The 20,738-nt window shown below is 31.1% G+C and carries 20 protein-coding genes and 1 other annotated feature; of the genes, 19 read left to right on the top strand and 1 reads right to left on the bottom strand.

Translation table 11 applies throughout. The annotated features are described in order from the left end of the window. Nucleotides 1–73 precede the first annotated feature (73 nt). Complete coding sequence (gene hisS, locus KPL50_RS00355) at nt 74–1,390, bottom strand: histidine--tRNA ligase (RefSeq protein WP_216296454.1); 1,317 nt, start codon at nt 1,388–1,390, stop codon at nt 74–76. Between the two features lie 363 nt (nt 1,391–1,753). Between hisS and KPL50_RS00350 the strand changes: the two genes are divergently transcribed. The 19 genes from KPL50_RS00350 (at nt 1,754) to sigK (ending at nt 20,729) form a co-directional block, all read left to right on the top strand. Beyond that, a complete protein-coding gene (locus tag KPL50_RS00350; protein WP_216296453.1) occupies nt 1,754–2,194 on the top strand; it encodes an Rrf2 family transcriptional regulator in 441 nt (146 codons plus the stop codon). Next, nucleotides 2,187–3,371 (top strand): cysteine desulfurase NifS, encoded by a 1,185-nt coding sequence (gene nifS / locus KPL50_RS00345; protein ID WP_216296452.1) that lies wholly within the window; start codon nt 2,187–2,189, stop codon nt 3,369–3,371. Before KPL50_RS00350 ends, nifS begins: the two co-directional genes overlap by 8 nt. Before the next feature lies 1 nt (nt 3,372). Continuing rightward, complete coding sequence (gene nifU, locus KPL50_RS00340) at nt 3,373–3,801, top strand: Fe-S cluster assembly scaffold protein NifU (RefSeq protein WP_216296451.1); 429 nt, start codon at nt 3,373–3,375, stop codon at nt 3,799–3,801. Nucleotides 3,802–3,811: 10 nt separating this feature from the next. Then, a complete protein-coding gene (gene mnmA / locus KPL50_RS00335; RefSeq protein ID WP_216296450.1) occupies nt 3,812–4,888 on the top strand; it encodes a tRNA 2-thiouridine(34) synthase MnmA in 1,077 nt (358 codons plus the stop codon). A 172-nt stretch (nt 4,889–5,060) separates the two neighbouring features. Next, entirely contained in the window at nt 5,061–5,459 is a 399-nt protein-coding gene (gene nifU, locus KPL50_RS00330) for a Fe-S cluster assembly scaffold protein NifU (RefSeq protein ID WP_216296449.1), read from the top strand. Nucleotides 5,460–5,997: 538 nt separating this feature from the next. After that, nucleotides 5,998–6,504 (top strand): PRC-barrel domain-containing protein, encoded by a 507-nt coding sequence (locus KPL50_RS00325; protein ID WP_216296448.1) that lies wholly within the window; start codon nt 5,998–6,000, stop codon nt 6,502–6,504. Further along, entirely contained in the window at nt 6,491–7,519 is a 1,029-nt protein-coding gene (locus KPL50_RS00320; RefSeq protein WP_216296447.1) for an AI-2E family transporter, read from the top strand. The genes KPL50_RS00325 and KPL50_RS00320 overlap by 14 nt, the downstream gene beginning before the upstream one ends. A gap of 83 nt (nt 7,520–7,602) precedes the next feature. Next, nucleotides 7,603–7,795, top strand: a binding site (T-box leader). Nucleotides 7,796–7,884: 89 nt separating this feature from the next. Continuing rightward, nucleotides 7,885–10,527, top strand: a complete 2,643-nt coding sequence (gene alaS, locus KPL50_RS00315) for an alanine--tRNA ligase (protein WP_216296446.1) — start codon at nt 7,885–7,887, stop codon at nt 10,525–10,527. Nucleotides 10,528–10,709: 182 nt separating this feature from the next. Next, nucleotides 10,710–10,967 carry an IreB family regulatory phosphoprotein gene (locus KPL50_RS00310; protein ID WP_125004709.1) on the top strand — a complete coding sequence of 86 codons (258 nt, stop codon included), beginning with the start codon at nt 10,710–10,712 and terminating at the stop codon, nt 10,965–10,967. Nucleotides 10,968–11,042: 75 nt separating this feature from the next. Continuing rightward, nucleotides 11,043–11,462: a Holliday junction resolvase RuvX gene (ruvX, locus tag KPL50_RS00305; RefSeq protein WP_216296445.1), complete on the top strand. Its 420-nt coding sequence runs from the start codon at nt 11,043–11,045 to the stop codon at nt 11,460–11,462. A 72-nt stretch (nt 11,463–11,534) separates the two neighbouring features. Continuing rightward, the gene (locus KPL50_RS00300; RefSeq protein WP_216296444.1) at nt 11,535–11,792 is read left to right on the top strand and encodes a DUF1292 domain-containing protein; all 258 of its coding nucleotides are present in this window, start codon (nt 11,535–11,537) and stop codon (nt 11,790–11,792) included. 158 nt (nt 11,793–11,950) lie between these two features. Further along, nucleotides 11,951–12,403 carry a Fur family transcriptional regulator gene (locus tag KPL50_RS00295; protein WP_216296443.1) on the top strand — a complete coding sequence of 151 codons (453 nt, stop codon included), beginning with the start codon at nt 11,951–11,953 and terminating at the stop codon, nt 12,401–12,403. 248 nt (nt 12,404–12,651) lie between these two features. Next, a complete protein-coding gene (gene typA, locus KPL50_RS00290) occupies nt 12,652–14,481 on the top strand; it encodes a translational GTPase TypA (RefSeq protein ID WP_216296442.1) in 1,830 nt (609 codons plus the stop codon). Nucleotides 14,482–14,501: 20 nt separating this feature from the next. Next, nucleotides 14,502–15,500, top strand: coding sequence for an endolytic transglycosylase MltG (gene mltG / locus KPL50_RS00285; protein WP_216296441.1), 999 nt, complete (start codon nt 14,502–14,504; stop codon nt 15,498–15,500). A 93-nt stretch (nt 15,501–15,593) separates the two neighbouring features. After that, a complete protein-coding gene (locus KPL50_RS00280; protein WP_216296440.1) occupies nt 15,594–16,262 on the top strand; it encodes an O-methyltransferase in 669 nt (222 codons plus the stop codon). A 5-nt stretch (nt 16,263–16,267) separates the two neighbouring features. Further along, complete coding sequence (locus KPL50_RS00275; RefSeq protein WP_375372893.1) at nt 16,268–17,491, top strand: U32 family peptidase; 1,224 nt, start codon at nt 16,268–16,270, stop codon at nt 17,489–17,491. Continuing rightward, nucleotides 17,491–18,126, top strand: coding sequence for a uridine kinase (gene udk / locus KPL50_RS00270; RefSeq protein WP_216296438.1), 636 nt, complete (start codon nt 17,491–17,493; stop codon nt 18,124–18,126). Before KPL50_RS00275 ends, udk begins: the two co-directional genes overlap by 1 nt. A 60-nt stretch (nt 18,127–18,186) precedes the next feature. Beyond that, nucleotides 18,187–19,908: a penicillin-binding transpeptidase domain-containing protein gene (locus KPL50_RS00265; RefSeq protein WP_216296437.1), complete on the top strand. Its 1,722-nt coding sequence runs from the start codon at nt 18,187–18,189 to the stop codon at nt 19,906–19,908. A 95-nt stretch (nt 19,909–20,003) separates the two neighbouring features. After that, nucleotides 20,004–20,729: an RNA polymerase sporulation sigma factor SigK gene (gene sigK / locus KPL50_RS00260; RefSeq protein ID WP_253200410.1), complete on the top strand. Its 726-nt coding sequence runs from the start codon at nt 20,004–20,006 to the stop codon at nt 20,727–20,729. Nucleotides 20,730–20,738 lie beyond the last annotated feature (9 nt).

The raw sequence follows: 20,738 nt of genomic DNA, 5'->3' as shown, positions 1-20,738 counted from the left end.
GGCTTATACCTATTATTGTCTCGCAAAAGTTAATACATTTGAGAGACAATAATATTTTTTATGAGATTTTGGTTTATGCATTGACTATTTCATATGCATCATTAAAATCAACAGTTACTTGCTCACCAGTAAACATATTTTTTATAGTAGCTGTTTTATTTTCAGCTTCTTTTTCACCCATTAAAATTACAAAAGGAATACCCAATTTATCTGCATAGCCAAGTTTCTTTACTATCTTCGCATCCTCAAGATATATTTCTGTAATTACTCCCTTATCCCTTAAAATATTTGCAAGAGAAATTCCATAATCAATATTATTATCAAGGGGTATTACTAGAACTTTTGTTATAGACTTATCAGTATCGCTTTTAAAGAATCCAGCCTCATTTAATTGATAAAACAATCTAGTGAGACCAATTGATATTCCTACTCCCGGTAGTTTTTGTTTTGTATAATATTCTGCTAAGTTGTCATAGCGTCCACCTGAACACACAGAGCCAATAGAAGGATATTCATTTAAAAATGTTTCATAAACCGTCCCTGTATAATAATCAAGACCTCTGGTTATTTTTAAATCTATTTTAAAATTTGCGTCAGGGACTCCGAAGGATTTTACATATTTAGTAACTAATGAGATTTCCTCTACACCATCTTTAAAGTTTGAATTAGAAATATTTAAATTTTTCAGTATTGTTAAAATATCCTGATTACTCCCACTTATATTAATAAATTCGAAGATCTTTTCTACGATTTCATTACTTAAGCCACAATTTAATAGCTCCTGAGAGGCATTTGATGCCCCAATTTTATCTAGCTTATCAATAACCCTTAAAATATCAGCGCTATCTTCAATTTCTAGTGCTTCAAAAAATCCATTTAATAGTTTTCTATTACTTATTTTTATGGTGAAATCCTGAAAACCAAGGTTATTGAATACTGAATAAATAATACTTGGTATTTCAGCATCATTCAAAATATTCAAATTGTTGTTTCCAACAATATCAATGTCACATTGATAAAATTCACGGAAGCGACCCTTTTGATTTCTCTCCCCCCTATAAACTTTGCCAATTTGGTACCTTCTAAAAGGGAAAGTCAAAGAACTATAATTTTGAGCGACATATCTTGCTAAGGGCACAGTTAAATCAAATCTAAGGGATAAATCAGTACTACCCTTTAAAAATCTGTAAATTTGCTTTTCAGTTTCGCCTCCTCCTTTTGCCAGTAGAATTTCTGATTTCTCTATTACTGGTGTATCTATTGGCATAAATCCAAAGCACTCATAAGTCTTCCTTATTGTATCTGCTAATTTGTTAAATTGAATTTGATCCCCTGGCAGTAACTCCATAAACCCAGGTAAAATAGATGGTTTTACAATGTCAACTTTCATTCTTAATACCTCCTCTAAAATTATAAAAATCCCAGTGTATGGGATGTAAATGCGTGAAGGGTCTCCTGTCAAATCGTTTTATAAATTATACTATACATAATTAATCCATTCAACAATTAATAAAGATTTCTTTTTATATGAATTTTTGTTTGAATATAAAACATGTAATAACTTTAATTATAATATAATATTTTGAGCATTCTGGATGTACAGGTGGATTATTAATGGACAAATCAATAATTCAGCTTATAAATGCAAATAATCATGAAAAATCATGATATTTATAGTTGACACGATTACTAGGATTTGATATTATAATTCTAGAAAGTATAGTAAAACACTCTACTTTGAAGGAGTGATTATATGAAATTATCTACTAAGGGAAGATATGGTGTTAAAGCCATGGTAGATTTAGCTATAAATTATGGAGAACAACCTATATCTATAAAAAGTATATCTGAAAGACAAAGTATTTCTGAATATTATTTAGAGCAATTATTTTCGTCTCTCAGGCGTGCTAAACTCATTAAAAGCGTAAGGGGAGCTCAAGGTGGTTATATACTCAATAGAGCACCAGAGGAAATAACTATTTATGATGTTATTAATGTGCTTGAAGGACCAATTGAAATCTCAGATTGTGTTGAAGACGGTGCCTGCAATAAAGTTGATTGTTGTGCTACCAGATTATTATGGAAAAAAATTAAAAACAGTATAGATAGTGTAACTTCTTCAATAACGCTGCAGGATATTGTTGATGATTATAATGAAATAACATTAAATAAAGGAGTGAAAGATAATGAATAAATCAATTTACATGGACCATGCTGCAACCACTTATACTAAACCAGAAGTTTTAGAAGAGATGATTCCTTATTTCACAACATACTTTGGAAATCCATCTTCAATTTATACTCTAGCAAGAGAAACTAAAAAAGCCATTGATGTTTCAAGAGAAAAGATTGCAAGAGCTATAAATGCCAGTGAAAATGAAATTTTCTTTACTGGTGGAGGATCAGAAGCAGATAACTGGGCAATAAAAGGAATAGCATCTGCTTATAAGAAAAAGGGTAATCATATAATAACAACAACAATTGAACATCATGCTGTATTACATACTTGTGAATATTTAGCTAAAAATGGATATGAAATTACATATTTACCGGTAGATGAATATGGTCTTATTAGTATTAAAGATTTAGAAAACGCTATTACAGATAAAACTATCCTAGTATCAGTAATGTTTGCTAACAATGAAATTGGAACAATAGAACCAATTAAAGAAATAGGCGCATTATGCAGAAGTAAGAAAATACTTTTCCATACAGACGCAGTTCAAGCTGTAGGACATATTCCTGTAGACGTAAAAGAAATGAATATTGATCTATTATCAATAGCTGCTCACAAATTTTATGGTCCTAAAGGCGTTGGAGCACTATATGTAAAAAAAGGTATCAAAATAGATAATTTAATACACGGTGGTGGACAAGAAAGAAATAGAAGAGCCGGTACTGAGAATGTGGCTTGTATAGTGGGTTTTGGTAAAGCTATAGAACTTGCAACTCAAAACATGGAAGAAAACAATAAAAAGCTAGTTTATTTAAGCGATAAACTTATGAATGGATTATTAGAAATACCGCATACAAGATTAAATGGACCAAGAGGAGAAAATAGACTTCCTGGTAATTCAAATATATGCTTTAGGTTTATAGAAGGCGAATCCATACTACTTATGTTAGATGCGAACGGTATAGCAGCTTCTAGCGGAAGTGCATGTACATCTGGGTCTTTAGATCCATCTCACGTGCTACTAGCAATAGGTCTTGAACATGAAATAGCTCACGGTTCCCTAAGATTATCTTTAGGTGATGCGACCACTGAAGAAGAAGTAGATTTTGTATTAGCAACTGTGCCAAAGATTATTCAAAGATTAAGAGATATGTCACCATTATACGATGACTACTTAAGGAAAGGGGAAAATTAATATGATATACAGCGAAAAAGTTATGGACCATTTTACAAACCCAAGAAATGTAGGAGAAATTGAGAATGCAAGCGGAATTGGTGAAGTTGGTAACGCTAAATGTGGAGACATTATGAAGGTTTATTTAAAAGTAGAGAATAATATAGTAATCGATGCAAAATTTAAAACTTTTGGTTGTGGATCTGCTATAGCATCTTCAAGTATGGCTACTGAACTTATTAAAGGGAAATCTGTAGATGATGCATGGACATTAACAAATCAAGCTGTAGCTGAAGCTTTAGATGGACTTCCACCAATAAAAATGCATTGCTCAGTCCTTGCTGAAGAAGCTATTCACAAAGCGATTAATGATTATAGAAGCAAAGCTGGACTTGAAGTATGGAATTACACAGAACACGATGATATACATGCCGAGGTGCACGGAGAATAGGGGATATTAGATGAAAAAAAAAGTAGTTATTGGAATGAGTGGAGGAGTGGATAGCTCTGTAGCTGCATATCTTTTGAAAGAGCAAGGCTATGAAGTTATAGGAATTATGATGAAGCTCTCTGAGGATAATCCTGATTATGAAGAAAATGAAGGTGGATGTTGTTCTATTTCTGCTGCGAATGATGCAAGGCGTGTTGCAGATGTATTAGATATACCCTTTTATGTTATGAATTTTAAGGATGCTTTTAAAACAAATGTTATCGATAACTTTATTGATGAATATATGGAAGGTAGAACACCTAATCCCTGTATTGTATGTAATAAGGATATTAAATTCAAAGAATTTTTAAGGAAAGCGGAGGCACTTGGAGCAGATTATATAGCTACAGGTCACTATGCTAAAATTGAAAAACAAGAAGACAGATATGTGCTTAAAAAAGCAGATGATAATCATAAAGATCAAACCTATGCTTTGTATAGTTTAACCCAATATCAATTAAGTCATACTTTAATGCCCTGTGGAGACTATTCAAAGCCAGAAATACGGAATATTGCAGAAAAAATTGGACTAGAAGTTTTTAGAAAAAAGGATAGCCAAGAGATTTGTTTTATACCTGACAACGACCATGGAGCTTATATTAAAAAGTACAGTGGTAGGGAAATAAAAGCAGGTAACTTTGTTGATAAGAAGGGAAAAGTTTTAGGAGCACATAAAGGAATAGTGTACTATACTATAGGTCAGCGAAAAGGCCTAGGTATAGCACTAGGAAAGCCTGTTTTTGTTACTGATATTAACCCACTAACTAACCAAGTGGTTTTAGGTGACGAAGAAGATATTTTTAAGACCGAACTTATCGCAAAAGATTTAAATTTCATTCTATTTGATAAACTTAAGGCTAGTTTAAGAGTTTCAGCTAAGATTAGGTATTCTGCACAACCACAACCTGCTACTTTGATTCCATTAGAAAACAATAGGGTAAAACTTGTTTTTGATGATAAGCAAAGAGCTATAACTAAAGGACAATCAGTAGTTTTTTATTCGGAAAACCTAGTAGTGGGTGGAGGTATAATAGAAGAAGTTTTATAAATACATGGCACATTCAAATAAATAATAAATAAACATACTAGCATGCTGCCTTGTTATTTATTTGAATGTGCTTTTTATAAATAAAACTACTTTGGTGGAAAATTTAAGCAGGGATATCTAGTTAAAAGACTAGGTATCCCTCTGTATTTATAAAGAGAAAAGGAGAATAATTATGATGTATAGCGATAAGGTTATGGAGCATTTTTACAGTCCGAGAAATGTTGGAATACTAGGTGATGCTAACGGTATTGGAGAGGCAGGAGATCCAAATTGTGGGGATATAATGAAAATTTATATAAAAGTTGAAAATAATATAATAAAGAATGTTAAGTTTAAGGCTTTTGGTTGCGGGTCTGCCATAGCGTCTTCTAGCATAGCTACAGAACTTGTAAAGGGTAAAACCACAGAGGAGGCATGGAAACTAACCAATAAATCAGTTATTGAAGCTCTGGAAGGATTACCATCCTCAAAAGTGCATTGCTCAGTGCTGGCAGAACAAACTATACATAATGCAATAAATAATTATAGAGGGGCACAGAATCTTGAGCTTTGGAAAGATGATTTAAAATAGAATGGAATTTTTTCTTAGAGGATGCTATAACGAAAAGTATATATCGCTAGGAATGCGTTCACGTCGCTAAGTAATTCTACAATTTATTTTATTCGCAAATGCTAAAACCCGTAAACTCGCTTCGCTCAGACATACGGGTTTCTTTACGCATCTGAAAATAAAATAAATTGTGAATTACTATGGCTTGTTCAACGCATTCTACGCGATATATACTTTTGTTAGCATTCTCTAAGAAAAAAAGAGTTTGTTTCAAATATTTACATATTCATAAGCAAGATACTCAGGAATGATTTGAATTAACAAAATAGTGAATAAAACGAAAGTCTTATTTTATATATTTCGAAGGCAAAACACTAGATTTCCTTATTCAATCATATAGTATATCAATATAATTATTCGAATATTTTACAAAAGCATATGTTTTAAACTGAAGTTGAATATTCATTTTCAACATTTATCTTTAGCTTATGTAATAATTTTTAGACTAATTGGCAAACATAACTATATAATAATTAATTGTTTTTATGTAGGAGATATTATGTTTAAAAGTAAAGATTTTATATTAATGGATGTTGTGACAGTAGAGGGTAAAAAAATTGGTTTTATCAAAGACCTGTTAATAGATTTTAGTGCTGGAAAAGTAATTGGGTTTTTAGTATCGCCCTATAAACTTTTTCATAAAAATGTAAGTGTATTAAAACAAGACATTATATATTCCAATAAGCGCATGGTAGTTAAGAAAGTGGATAAAAATGAATATTTATGTTTGCATAGCTTTATTAATATGGATGTAATAGACAAATGTAATAATATATTTGGTATGGTGGAGGAGATTACTTTTACTCATGATACCTTTGATATAAAGGGTATCATAGTATCTTCAGGATTTATTATAAATTTACTTAGAGGAAAAAGAATAATGCTAATAAATGAACTTATTCTTGGTGAAGAAAATCTTTTATACATTCCAAATTGTAATGAGTACTCTTTTAAAAGCGTTCCACATAATTTTTTTGTAGAGGAAAAAGCCAATGAAAAAAATTAACAAAAGAAAATTGAGCATTACTATTATCTGTATTATTATTTTGGTAATTATAATCACTATGGCAATGAAAATATCTATTATTAAACAATTAATAAATTTAGTATTTATTTCTTTCATTATATCTTATATACTAAGACCTCTGTATATGGTTTTAATTAAAAAAGGTTTAAATAAAAAAGTAGCTTCTTCTTTAATAATAGTTGGTTTAGCAGGTTTAGTATTATTATCATTTATGTTGCTTATTCCGGCCTTGTTTAGTGAAAGTTTAAATATGGATAAGTCAATTAATGACTTAGGAAATTATTTGACTAATATAAATATGAAGATAAAAGTGTTAAACAAAAATAAAATCATGAGTAGTATTATAAACACCATATATAACAAAGCAAATGGCCAAATAATTGTAATATTTGATAAATTATTAAATTCTATCATGAGCCTTGGTGAAAATATGATAACTTATATGGTTTCGCCTTTAATAATATACTACTTCTTAAGCGATAGTGAAAATATGATCAATAAGTCATTAATAATTTTCCCGCCAGAGAGTAGAAATGTAATAAAGAAAATCATAGAGGACATTGATAAGGTCTTGGGAAAATATATCATAAGTCAACTTATCTTATGTGGATTCATAACTGTTGCAAGTTTTTTTATTTTGATTTTTTTGAAAATCGATTTTCCTTTAATACTTTCCTTAATAAATGGAATTTTCAACATAATACCTTATTTCGGACCCATATTTGGGATAATACCTGCTATTTTAATAGGGCTTTTAATTTCCCCTAAAACAGCTTTATATGTAGTGTTGTGTTTTTTTGTACTTCAACAAATTGAAGGGGACATATTATCACCAAAAATAATTGGAGATAGTATAAGTATGCATCCTTTAACAGTAATAATATTATTACTGGTAGGTGGAAATGTTGGAGGGGTCTTAGGTATGATCCTAGCAGTGCCGCTAGGAGTAGTGATTAAAGTTATATACAAGGACTTAAACTATTATTTGTTTTAAACTTTACAAATATATTTTTTTTATGTATTGTATATATTGAAGAGTTGAGGTAAAATATGCTATAATATAGTAATATAATTTAATACTTGGTGATGATAAGAACTAGTAAATATATTTGTGCATATAGAGAGGAAGTGGTTGGTGAAAACTTCTTGCTAGACATATTGAAGCTATCTTTGAACCATGTCTCTTGAGAGATATTGCAGTGTAATTAATCTATATTAATTATATGGCGGTATAATTAGGGTGGTAACGCGGAAAACTTTCGTCCCTTGTTTTAGGGAAGTGAAGGTTTTTTTATTATAGAAAATTATAAGCTTTTGAATTCTACAACAAAAATATGATAAATAAACGGAGGAGATATTATGGAAAATTTAGGATTAAATGAAATTAGAGAATCCTTTCTCAAATTTTTTGAAGGTAAAGATCATCTTAGACTGGAGAGTTTTCCTCTAGTGCCTAAAAATGATGCCAGTTTATTACTTGTAAATGCAGGTATGCAACCACTTAAGCCATATTTTACAGGGATACAAACACCACCGAGTATTAGAATAACTAATTGTCAAAAATGTATTCGAACAGGCGATATCGAGAATGTAGGAAAGACCTCAAGACATGGTACTTTTTTTGAAATGCTTGGAAATTTTTCTTTTGGAGATTATTTTAAAAAAGAAATGATTCCATGGGCTTGGGAGTATATAACAGAGGTTTTAAAAATACCAAAAGAAAATTTATATGTAACTATATATTTAGAGGACGACGAAGCTTTTGATATATGGAGTAAAAATACGGATATTGATGCTGCACGAATTTTTAGATTAGGAAAAGATAACTTTTGGGAAATAGGTCAGGGACCTTGTGGACCAAGTTCTGAAATACATTTTGATAGAAATGTAGAACTAGGCCAAATAAAAACTGCAGAAGAGTTTGTTAAGGCAGGAAATGAAGATAGGGTAATAGAATTTTGGAATTTAGTATTCACCCAATTTGACAAGGATGAACAGGGTAACTATAACAAATTAAAGAATCCCAACATAGATACAGGCATGGGACTTGAAAGAATAGCTGCCATAATGCAAGGTACTAATAGCATTTTTGAAGTAGATACTATAAAAAATATTTTAGAAGAAGTTTCAAGGGTGTCAAAAGTAAAATATGGAGTAAGCAGTAAAGAGGATATATCACTCCGAATTATAACAGACCATGTTAGAAGCACAACTTTTATGATTAGTGACGGGGTACTTCCATCTAATGAGGGAAGAGGCTATGTTCTTAGGCGATTACTTAGGCGCGCAGCAAGACATGGTAAATTACTTGGGATTAAAAATTCCTTTTTAAATAAACTTTGTAGCACTGTTATTGAAAATTCCTTTAAAGCATATCCTGAATTAAAAGAAAAAGCAGGTTATATTAAAAAGGTTATAAAACTTGAAGAGGAAAGATTTTCAGAAACTTTAGATTCTGGTATGGATATTTTAAAAGCTTATATAGAAGAGCTTGAAAGCAGTAAAAACAAAGTTTTAAGTGGTGACAAAGCTTTTAAATTATACGATACCTTTGGTTTTCCATATGAACTTACAGAAGAAATTCTAGAAGATGCTGGAATAGGCATTGATTTAGAGGGTTTTAATAGTGAAATGCAAAGTCAAAAGCAAAGAGCAAGATCCGCTAGAGGACATTCAAATTATATGGGTAATGGAGAAAATGAACTAAATTTAATTCCTAAAGATATAGAAACAAACTTTAATGGGTATGATAAAACTCAATTGCAAGCTGTGGCTAAAGTTATAATTGTAGGCGAAGAACTTGTTTCTGAGATAACAAAGGGGTCAAAAGGTATTATCGTAACAGAAGTTACTCCTTTCTATGCTGAAATGGGAGGCCAAACTTTCGACAGAGGAGTAATCTTTAATGATAATTTCAAGGCAGAGGTTTACGATTGTCAAAAAAATGCTTCAGGTAAGATTGTACACTTTGTCGAGGTTCTAGAAGGAGCATTACAAACAGATGAATCCGTAACTCTCAAGGTTGACAAGGAAAGACGAACTGAAATTTCTAGAAATCATACTGCGACTCACATGCTACAAGAAGCATTGAAAAGAGTTTTAGGGGATCATGTTCATCAATCAGGATCTTCTGTAGATGAAGATAGATTAAGATTCGATTTTACTCATTTTTCTGCACTGACGGAAAAAGAAATTATTGAAGTAGAAGAAATTGTAAATAACAATATTATGCAGTCATATAAGGTAGAAACTAATGTTATGACAATAAAAAAAGCTAAGGAAAGTGGAGCTATAGCCTTATTTGATGAAAAATATCAAGAGGATGTTAGAGTAGTGTCTGTTGGAGCATATAGTAAGGAACTTTGTGGTGGTACTCATGTAAGAAACTCAGGAGAAATTGGTCTATTTAAAATTTTATCTGAAGCAGGAGTAGCTGCAGGAGTTAGACGAATTGAAGCTATAACAGGTAGTAATTCTATAAAATATTTAGAAGATAAAAATAATTTAATAAAAGAAATTGCTAGTACATTAAAATGCTCAGAAAAAGACATAACAAATAAATTACAAATTCAATTGGCAGAATTAAAAGACAAAGAAAAAGAAATTCTATCCTTAAAAGGCAAGTTAGCTATTTCTTCAATTGAAGAAATTTTAGATGACATTAAAGTAATTAAGGGCGTTAAAGTTATCTGTGGAGCTGTTAAAGGTATTGATGGTGATGCACTAAGAGAATTAGCTGACAAACTTCGTGATAAACTTGGTGATGGCATAGTGGTACTAGGAAGTACCTCAAATGATAAAGTGGAATTTGTTGCAATGGCATCTAAGTCCGCTATAGATAGTGGTATCCACTGTGGAAAAATAATTAAAGAAGTTGCTAAAATTGCTGGTGGTGGTGGCGGTGGTAGACCGGACATGGCTCAAGCAGGTGGAAAGCTTCCAGAAAAATTAGACGAGGCAATAAATAATGTACCTTCTATAATTGAAACCTTTGTAAAATAGTATACTTTTTGCAACAGTTGTTTTATAATATAGTTAGTAATAAGTAAATTAATTATCGTTAGTATGTAATTATGGAATTATTGTAACTGAAAAACTGTAATATATTAGAAGATTCAGTGCTGATATATTTAAAATATATATTTTGCAGTATTTAGTTTATAATGAGGAAAGGGGTGTATACAATGGATACTAATCAAAATACAGTCCAATTTGATTTTGTAAAAGATAAAAAAGATTTAACAAAAACTATTTTGACTGACGTATATAATTCACTTATAAAAAAGGGATATAACCCTGTAAATCAAATGGTAGGTTATTTGATTTCGGGAGATCCCACATATATAACGAATTACAATGGAGCAAGAGCGTTAGTAAGAAAGCTAGAGAGGGATGAAATCTTAGAAGAAGTTTTGAAATCTTATCTAGACATTAAAAAATAAAATGCCCCTAGGGGCATTTTATTTTTTAATGGTTATGCAATAGATTAATTAAGCTATTATTAAAGGAGTATGTGAATGAGAGTATTAGGTTTAGATATTGGAGATAGAACAATAGGAGTAGCTGTATGCGATCCTTTAGGACTAACAGCACAAGGAATCACAACAATTAAAAGAAAAAGCATAGTTTTAGATATTCAAGAAATTGATAAAATATGCAAGGAATATGGTGTAGAAACTATTGTTTCTGGACTTCCTAAAAATATGAACGGAACTGTAGGACCACAAGGGGAAAAGGTTCAACGCTTTTGCGTAGAGCTAAAAGAAACCTTAGATTTACCAATAAAAATGTGGGATGAAAGATTAACTACAGTAGCTGCTAATAGAGTGATGCTAGAGGGTGATTTATCTAGGTCAAAACGTAAAAAAATTGTAGATAAAATTGCAGCTACATTCATTTTGCAAGGATATTTAGATAGTTTAGGGACACGTCTATAACCTACTTTGTTTACAAAATGTGTATATAAAACTAAGATAATAATAATTATATGATTGAAGGGAGAAAATAAAATGGATAACAATGTTGAAACTATATTATTAAATGACGAAGAGGGCAATGAAATAGAATTTGATGTACTAACTAAATTAGACATTGAGGATAAGGAATATATAATAGTTGCACCAACTGGCGAAGAGGATATTGATGCAATAGCATTAAGAATTGATAAGGATGCAGAGGGTAATGATATCTTAGTAACAATAGAAGACGATGAAGAGTTTGAAATGATTTCGGAAGCTTATGAAACAATTTTTTCTGAGGAAGATTAATCAAATTTGGTGAATTTTCATACAATTTATCTTTTTTCTTGAAGCTAAATGATTATCAATTGACAATATCGCGATAAAGTATTAAAATAATAGTATAGTATAGTATATATATTTTATTTTGTTAGGCCAAATGATATTTGTGGAAGAGAGGTACATATATGTCAAATTTATCTCCAGAGACGATTGAGAGTTTAAAGGAAACATTAAAACAAGAGGGATATAAGCTTACTCCGCAGAGGAGAGCTATTTTAAACGGAATAATTAAGAGCGAAGGTAGCCATCTCACTGCGGAAGAACTATACGACTTGGTTAAATCTGACTGCCCAGAAATAGGTCTTGCTACAGTTTATAGGACAATTCAACTTTTAGAAGAAATGAATGTAATTCGAAAGCTAGATTTAGATGATGGATGTAGTAGATACGAACTTATCCATGAAGATGAGAACCATCAACACCATCACTTAATTTGCAATCACTGTGGTAAAGTATTAGAGGTACAGGGAGATTTGCTTGATGAGCTAGAAACAATTGTTGAAAAAAAATACAATTTTAAAGTTGAAGATCATAGTTTGAAATTCTATGGTGTTTGTGATAAATGTTTAGAAAAGTAATATAGGCAATTTTAGTTTTTGCTCAAAATCATTATTTGGATTATATAATATTATTTATTTAATGTTTTAAATGATGCAATTGGGGGTAGACTTATCTTTTGGTAATAATGTATAATAGACCTAGTTGACTTTTTTGCAAGATAATATTAGAATAAGTATAGTAATGTGAAAATTGGATACTTCATGACGTATCCAATTTTTGTTTGTAGAAAATGTGTAAACTTACGAAAAAAAATTGGAGGATTAATATGAATTTATTTACAAGAAATGATGTTAGAAATATAGCAATAATTGCGCACGTAGATCACGGCAAGACAACTCTGGTGGATTGTCTACTTAAACAAAGCCATGTTTTTAGAGAAAACGAAAGAGTTCAAGAGAGAGTAATGGACTCTAATGATTTAGAAAAAGAAAGAGGAATAACAATTCTTTCTAAGAATACAGCAGTAATGCATAATGGAATTAAAATAAATATAGTTGATACTCCTGGCCACGCAGATTTTGGTGGAGAGGTTGAACGAGTACTTAAGATGGTTGATAGCGTACTTCTTGTAGTTGATGCATATGAAGGTCCAATGCCACAAACTAAATTTGTTTTGAAAAAAGCTTTAGAACTAAATCTTCAACCTATAGTTGTTATAAACAAAATTGATAGAAAAGATGCTCGTCCTACAGATGTACTTGATGAAGTCTTTGACCTATTTGTTGAACTTGGAGCAGATGATGATCAATTAGACTTTGCAGTGGTATATGCTTCTGCTAGAGAAGGGTTTGCTAAATTAGAAGTTGATGATGTAAGTGACAACATGGAACCATTATTTGATTCTATAATAAAGAATGTAAAAGCACCAGAAGGATATTTAGATATGCCACTTCAATTGCTTATTTCAACTATTGATTATAATGAGTATGTTGGAAAAATTGGAATAGGAAAAATTGAAAGAGGTTCAATCAAAAGAAATCAACAAATAGCACTTATAAGAAAAGATGGCACAATAAACAATGTTAAAGTTTCAGCTCTTTTCGTTTACAATGGTCTTAAGAGAGAAGAAACTGAAGAAGCAATGCTTGGTGATATCGTAGCAGTTTCTGGTATTCCAGACATTAACATCGGTGAAACAATAGCTGATATTAATGAACCAGAAGCACTACCATTCGTTGAAATTGATGAGCCTACACTAACTATGAATTTTATGGTTAATAATTCTCCTTTTGCAGGTCAAGAAGGAACTTATGTTACATCAAGACACATAAGAGATAGACTTATGAAAGAACTTGAAACTAATGTTAGCTTAAGAGTAGAAGAAACGGAAGATGCAGAAGGTTTTGAAGTAAGTGGAAGAGGAGAACTTCATCTTTCAGTTCTAATTGAAACTATGAGACGTGAAGGATATGAATTCCAAGTTTCAAAAGCAAATGTTATATTTAAAGAGGAAAATGGCCATAAAACAGAGCCAATTGAGCACCTTACAATTGACGTGCCAGAAGAATTTATGGGCGTAGTAATGGAAAAAATGGGACCAAGAAAAGCAGAGATGGTAAATATGACTTCTGCTATAAATGGATACACTAGATTAGAATTTAAAGTGCCTTCAAGAGGATTAATAGGGTTTAGAAGTGAACTTATGACTGATACTAGAGGTAATGGTATAATGAATCACGTTCTAGATGGCTACGATAGGTTTAAGGGAGAAATTCCAGATAGAAGTCGTGGTTCACTAATTGTATTTGAAGGGGGAGAATCAGTAACTTACGGATTATACAATGCTCAAGAAAGAGGAACTCTTTTCATACCATCAGGAGTGCCTGTATATGCAGGAATGATTGCAGGGGAATGTGCAAGAGCTGGAGACATAGAAGTAAATGTATGTAGAAAGAAACAGTTAACAAACACTAGATCTTCAGGAGCAGATGATGCACTAAAACTAACTCCATTAAGACCTATGTCTTTAGAGCAGTGCTTAGAATTTGTAGCTAATGATGAGTTAGTTGAAATTACTCCTCTAAATATTAGAATGAGAAAAAGACTATTAGACTCAGGAGAAAGAAAAAGAGCAAGTAGTAAATCAAATAAATAGTTTGATTATGGGGTGGTTTAATGAAAAAGATAGGGCTATTAATTGGGGTTTTAATAGTTTGTGTATTAGCTGGTACTTTTCAGTATAAGAAAATAATACAACATCCTATTGTAACTAGCGAGGATATCCATGTTAATGTTAAAGATGGTGACACTTTATATAGTATACTAGATGATTTAAACCAAAACGGGGTTATTAAAAACTCAAGTATTATAAAGTTTTATATCAAAATAAATGGGGTTAAATCCAATATTCACTCAGGAAAGTTCTTTATTCCAAATAATGCTACAGTTGGTGGCCTCATAACTATTTTATCAACTATAGGAAAAGAGGAAGATATTATTAAAGTAACTATACCTGAGGGGTTTGATATAAAAGAAATTGCAAAGGCATTACAAGAAAAAGGCATAATAGATAGTGAAATATTTATGGAGAATTGTAAAAGTTATAAGCTACCAGCTTATATACATGAAAATAAAAACCAGAATTTTAACTTGGAAGGTTTTCTTTTTCCAGCTACATATGAGCTTAAAGCTGGTATGAGTGGGCAAGTAATAATAAAACTGATGGTGGATAAATTTTATAGCACTATAAATGAACTAAATAAAGAAAAACCTATAGATATGAAAAAAATAGATGATATAATAATAATGGCATCAATTGTTGAACGAGAAACTAGTGATACACGTGAACGAAATAAAGTAGCATCTGTTTTTTATAATAGATTAGATAAAAATATGAAACTGCAATCTTGTGCAACTGTTTTATATTCAATAGGTAAACACAAAGAAAAACTATATAATAAGGATTTAGAAGTTAAATCGCCTTATAATACATACAAGGTAGAAGGACTTCCTGTAGGACCAATATGTAGCCCAGGAAAAGCCTCTATTAAAGCAGTTCTATCGCCTGCTAAAACAAATTATTTATACTTTGTTTTAGATAATGATGGAAAACATTTTTTTACAGATAACTATAATGAGTTTTTAAAAGTAAAAGCTGTAACACAAGGATTTTAGTTAACTGTGTTAGGCACATGAAAATAAATAGACTAACAGCTTTGTCTTGTTATTTATTTTCATGTGCCTTAATTAAGTTTTGGAGGAAATTAAATGAGTGGGGTAACACATGATTATATGGAAGAATATTTAAGAGAATTGATTCCTAGTAATACTGGTATTTTAGAGGATTTAGAAAATTTTGCTCTAGAACATAGAGTTCCTATAGTACAAAAGGAAACTGCTAAATTTTTAGAATTAATGATAACAATGAATAGACCTAAAAAGATATTAGAACTCGGTACGGCCATAGGATATTCTGCAATTTTAATGAATCTTACTCTTGGTGGTTTGTGTGAAATTACAACTATTGAAAGAGATGAAAAAATGATAGAGCTTGCAAAGGCTAATATAAAAAAATATGGATTACAAAATAAAATCATTATTCTACAAGGAGACTGCCTAGAAATTTTAGAAAATCTTGTGGATGAATATGATATGATTTTTATGGATGCAGGTAAAGCACACTATAATCATTTTCTTCCGCACTGCCTTAGACTTCTAAAAAAACAAGGAGTTCTTATTGCTGATAATGTTCTTTTTAGGGGAATGGTTGCATCAAAAGACCTTGCAACACGTAGAAAAGTAACTATAATAAAACGCATGAAAAGCTATTTAGAATTAGTATCTAATAACGATGAACTTATAACTTCTGTAATACCAATGGGAGATGGAATCTCAGTTACTGTAAGAAAAAATCCAGATATCAGCAAGGAGGAATGAAACCAATGAAACCAGAAATACTAGCACCAGCAGGAAATTTAGAAAAATTAAAAGCAGCTATAAATTTTGGTGCAGATGCAGTTTATTTAGGTGGCAGTAAATTAAATTTAAGAGCTTTTGCAGATAATTTTACTAATGAACAATTAAAAGAAGGTATAGCTTTTGCCCATTCAAGAGAAAAAAAGGTCTATGTTACCTTAAATGTAATACCACATAATGAGGATTTAGATGGCCTTGAGGAGTACCTAAAAGAGGTATATGAACTAGGTGCAGATGCTATAATTGTTTCTGACCCAGGAATTATCATGACAGCTAGGGAAGTTGTACCAAATTTAGAAATTCACCTTAGTACTCAATCTAACAATGTTAACTATAAATCAGCTATTTTTTGGCATAAACAAGGCGTAAAAAGAATTGTTCTTGCAAGAGAATTATCACTAAAAGAAATTAAAGAAATTAGAGAAAAATTACCGGATACGTGTGAACTGGAAGCATTCGTTCATGGATCTATGTGTATGTCTTATTCCGGAAGATGTCTTTTGTCGAACTATATGACAGGAAGAGATGCTAACAGGGGACAATGCGCCCAACCATGTAGATATAAATATTTTTTAATGGAAGAAAAAAGAGTAGGAGAATACTTTCCTGTAATTGAAGATGATAAAGGTACTTACATAATGAATTCAAAGGACTTATGCATGATAGAACACGTACCAGAACTTATGGAATCAGGTATAATGTCCTTCAAAATAGAAGGAAGAATGAAAAGCTCATATTATGTTGCTTCTGTATGTAAATCTTATAGAGAGGCTGTGGATGCGTATATAGAGGATTCAGTAAATTATAAATTTCAGCAAAAGTGGATGGATAATCTCTTAAAGCCTAGCCATAGACAATATTATACTGGATTTTATTTTGGAGATCCAAACAAACAGATATATGAATCATCATCATACATTAGAGATTATGATATTGTTGGAGTTGTACGAGAATATAATGAAGAAACTAATATTGCGATAATAGAGCAAAGAAATAAGGTATTCCAAGGTGATACTGTTGAAGTATTAAGACCAGTAGGCGATAATGTTGTAATTGTGCTGAATGATATGAGAAATTCTAAGGGAGAAAACATAGCTTCTGCTCCAAATGCTCAGATGCTATTTACTGTAAAGGTCATGGAAAAACTTCATGAGAATGATATACTTATAAAATGCAAGGAGGAAAAATAATGCATCGTCCGATTTCAATAGGGATAACTGGAGGAACGGGATCCGGGAAAAGCACCATTGCAAGAGAGATCTATAAACAGTTTGATGACACATGTATTGCGATGCTTGAACAAGATTCATATTATAAGGATCAAAGTAGTCTTTCTTTTGAAGAAAGAATAAAAACAAACTATGATCATCCAGATGCTTTTGATACTTCACTTTTAGTTAAGCATCTTAATCTTCTTTTAGAAGGACAGGCTATTGAAAAGCCTATATATAATTTTGAAATACATAACAGAATGCAACAAACAGTTTCTGTGCAGCCAAAGGAAATTATTATAGTTGAAGGAATTCTTGTACTTTCTGAAAAGATTCTTCGAGATATGCTGGATATAAAAATATATGTAGATACGGATGCAGACGTCAGATTTATAAGAAGACTTGTTAGGGATATTAATGAGAGAGGTAGAACAACAGATTCTGTAATAAAACAATATTTAAATGTTGTTAAACCAATGCATGAACAATTCACTGAACCTACCAAAAGGCATGCTGACATTATTATACCAGAAGGTGGACATAACAAGGTAGCTATTGATATAATCACTTCAAATATAAGGCAATCACTTCAAAAGCAAGAAATAGAAAAATAACAATTATAAAGTATAAAACATCTCATTTAGGGCTAGAATTAGGCTAAGTGAGGTGTTTTTATGTATAGAGGATATAGTATATTCGGAGATTCAAATCAAAGGAGAGAAATTCAAAAAAGAACGTGGATGTTAATGAGTATATTTATCTTATTATTTTGTTTTTTGATTTGGAAAATTACAAATTACATGTATTTTAAAGCTGAACCCCTTAAAGCTATGGCTGATGCACAATATACAATAGATGAAAAATACGGTTTGCAATATAATTTACTTGACTGTAAAAATAACCCTCTTTTAGATTATGAGGTTAAATATTATGCAATTATTGATCCATTGGATTATTTGAGATTTAATGATTACACTAGCAAATATGATTTAGAAGCTTTAACTATTACTTTAAGAAATTACAATAGTAACTATGATTTAGAAAAGATAAATGGTAGTGGTAATGGGCAGAAATTAAAATATGAAATTAACGAAGATACGTTTGATAAGCTTAAGGATATTAAAGGGGTAAAAGGCTTTTATACTTATGCAGGTAATGAGGTAAAAAAAGGTAGATATTGGAAAATTGAAAATTTATTAATAAATACAACATACAATAAAACGCAAATAGACCCTGTAACTAAAAAAGAGGTTAGCAAGCTTACTGTAAAAAGTGATGACTCTTTAGAAATGCAAATATATAATAAAACTAAGAACAATAAATTCACAAAAATTGGGTATACGAAAGGCGTTGATGGTGAGATATCTGAGGGTAAAATCGTCGAGCCTGAAAACAATGTTAATGTAAGACTTACCTTAGACAAAGAAATTCAGGTTAGTGTTGAAGAGATTCTTCATGCAGATAAATACAAGAATTATGGCCAAATTGGTGTTGTACTAATGGAGAGTAGCACTGGGAAGATAAGAGCGATGGCACAAAAGGATGATAGTGACTATAATCCAAATCTAGGGATGAACGGTACTAATGGTGCTTTACCAGGATCAATTTTTAAAGTTATTGTGGAAGAGGCTGGCCTGGATTTAAATTTAATAGACGTCAATAAGGTATATACAGTAGATCCTAATATATTTAAAGAAGAGCCTCCTAAGGGCGATTCATTTACTGTTGCTGAGGCGCTAGCAAAATCTTCTAATAACATATTCGGTCAATTTGGTAAATTTGTTACCTTGCAAAACATGTATAATTATGCACAAAAACAAGGAATGTTAGCTAAAGTATTAAATTTTCAACAAGAGGAAATTGGTGACTTTGGAGTGAATATATCAAAACCTGCTTTTGGGGATACAAGTTTAGCTGCTATTGGGCAGAAGACTAGAATAACACCACTACAAGCCATTAGTATTCCCAATACAATTATAAACAATGGAATATATGTTCAGCCAAGCATAATAGATGCATATGTAGATGACAATAACGAAGTTTTAGAGAAATTCACTTCTAAATCATCTCGTGTATTAAAAAGTGAAACTGCCGAAACAGTGAAATCCCATATGATGGATGTAGTAACCAAGGATTATGGTACTGGAGACGCGGCTTATATTAAAGGTATGAGTATAGGTGGTAAAACAGGAACTACTACATATAAGGATAACGAAACAACTAAATCTGACGGATGGTTTGTTGGCTTCTTTACTTTTAATGAAAAAAAATATTCTATGGTTGTATTTGTGAATAATATTAAGATGAATGTAAAAGGCGTAGCGGATGAAGAAGGAGGAGGTACAGCTGCTCCAATATTTAAAGAAGTAGTTAATGCACTTAAAGCGATTGATTAAAAACTTTTTTAAATAAATTTTATGTACAGGCAATATTAATAAAAAAAATCATATTATATTAATAAGCACTATTAGGAGGAACCTCCGTGTTTTTCATGAATTGTTTATTAGATATGATTGGAAACGTTACATTTTTAACAGCTTATATTACTGGTAGTAGTTCATTTCCGCAACCTTTAAGTGAAGAAGAAGAAAAATCCTATTTAACAAAGTTGAAACAAGGCGATTTACTAGCTAAAAGTATATTAGTTGAACGAAATTTAAGACTAGTTGCGCATATAGTAAAAAAATATTCCTATCCAGGGAAGGATGTAGATGATCTTATATCCATTGGGACCGTGGGTCTAATTAAAGCCATTGATTCCTTTGATACAAGCAAGGGAACAAGGCTTGCTACCTATGCTGCAAGGTGCATAGAAAATGAGATACTCATGCTTATTCGCAATAATAAGAAAACAAAAGGCGAAGTGTATTTGCAGGATCCTATTGGCATTGATAAAGAGGGAAATGAAATATCTCTTATGGACGTATTAAGTAGTGATGAGGATTCTATTATTGAGATAGTAGAAAATAAAATACAAATTAAAAAGCTTTATAGTAAGATAAACTTAGCTTTAATGGATAGAGAAAAAATAATAATTCAAATGCGTTATGGATTACTTGATGGTAACCCTAGAACTCAAAGAGAAATTGCATTAATTCTAGGAATTTCTAGGTCGTATGTATCTAGAATTGAAAAGAGAGCACTAAAGAAGCTTTTTAGGGAATTAAATAATAATAATAATAATAATAAACCTAGGCTTAATTGTTCTAATAAATAGTTATAGGGA

This window comes from Clostridium sp. CF012, from assembly GCF_018861755.1.
Classification (GTDB): domain Bacteria; phylum Bacillota; class Clostridia; order Clostridiales; family Clostridiaceae; genus Clostridium_AD.
The sequence above is the reverse complement of the archived record's forward strand: the minus strand, read 5'-3'. Positions and strand labels throughout refer to the sequence as shown.

Excerpts from the sequence above, each read along its gene's own strand:
- hisS (WP_216296454.1), bottom strand. The coding sequence starts at position 1,390 with ATGAAAGTTGACATTGTAAAACCATCTATTTTACCTGGGTTTATGGAG.
- KPL50_RS00350 (WP_216296453.1), top strand. The coding sequence starts at position 1,754 with ATGAAATTATCTACTAAGGGAAGATATGGTGTTAAAGCCATGGTAGAT.
- nifS (WP_216296452.1), top strand. The coding sequence starts at position 2,187 with ATGAATAAATCAATTTACATGGACCATGCTGCAACCACTTATACTAAA.
- nifU (WP_216296451.1), top strand. The coding sequence starts at position 3,373 with ATGATATACAGCGAAAAAGTTATGGACCATTTTACAAACCCAAGAAAT.
- mnmA (WP_216296450.1), top strand. The coding sequence starts at position 3,812 with ATGAAAAAAAAAGTAGTTATTGGAATGAGTGGAGGAGTGGATAGCTCT.
- nifU (WP_216296449.1), top strand. The coding sequence starts at position 5,061 with ATGATGTATAGCGATAAGGTTATGGAGCATTTTTACAGTCCGAGAAAT.
- KPL50_RS00325 (WP_216296448.1), top strand. The coding sequence starts at position 5,998 with ATGTTTAAAAGTAAAGATTTTATATTAATGGATGTTGTGACAGTAGAG.
- KPL50_RS00320 (WP_216296447.1), top strand. The coding sequence starts at position 6,491 with ATGAAAAAAATTAACAAAAGAAAATTGAGCATTACTATTATCTGTATT.
- alaS (WP_216296446.1), top strand. The coding sequence starts at position 7,885 with ATGGAAAATTTAGGATTAAATGAAATTAGAGAATCCTTTCTCAAATTT.
- KPL50_RS00310 (WP_125004709.1), top strand. The coding sequence starts at position 10,710 with ATGGATACTAATCAAAATACAGTCCAATTTGATTTTGTAAAAGATAAA.
- ruvX (WP_216296445.1), top strand. The coding sequence starts at position 11,043 with ATGAGAGTATTAGGTTTAGATATTGGAGATAGAACAATAGGAGTAGCT.
- KPL50_RS00300 (WP_216296444.1), top strand. The coding sequence starts at position 11,535 with ATGGATAACAATGTTGAAACTATATTATTAAATGACGAAGAGGGCAAT.
- KPL50_RS00295 (WP_216296443.1), top strand. The coding sequence starts at position 11,951 with ATGTCAAATTTATCTCCAGAGACGATTGAGAGTTTAAAGGAAACATTA.
- typA (WP_216296442.1), top strand. The coding sequence starts at position 12,652 with ATGAATTTATTTACAAGAAATGATGTTAGAAATATAGCAATAATTGCG.
- mltG (WP_216296441.1), top strand. The coding sequence starts at position 14,502 with ATGAAAAAGATAGGGCTATTAATTGGGGTTTTAATAGTTTGTGTATTA.
- KPL50_RS00280 (WP_216296440.1), top strand. The coding sequence starts at position 15,594 with ATGAGTGGGGTAACACATGATTATATGGAAGAATATTTAAGAGAATTG.
- KPL50_RS00275 (WP_375372893.1), top strand. The coding sequence starts at position 16,268 with ATGAAACCAGAAATACTAGCACCAGCAGGAAATTTAGAAAAATTAAAA.
- udk (WP_216296438.1), top strand. The coding sequence starts at position 17,491 with ATGCATCGTCCGATTTCAATAGGGATAACTGGAGGAACGGGATCCGGG.
- KPL50_RS00265 (WP_216296437.1), top strand. The coding sequence starts at position 18,187 with ATGTATAGAGGATATAGTATATTCGGAGATTCAAATCAAAGGAGAGAA.
- sigK (WP_253200410.1), top strand. The coding sequence starts at position 20,004 with ATGAATTGTTTATTAGATATGATTGGAAACGTTACATTTTTAACAGCT.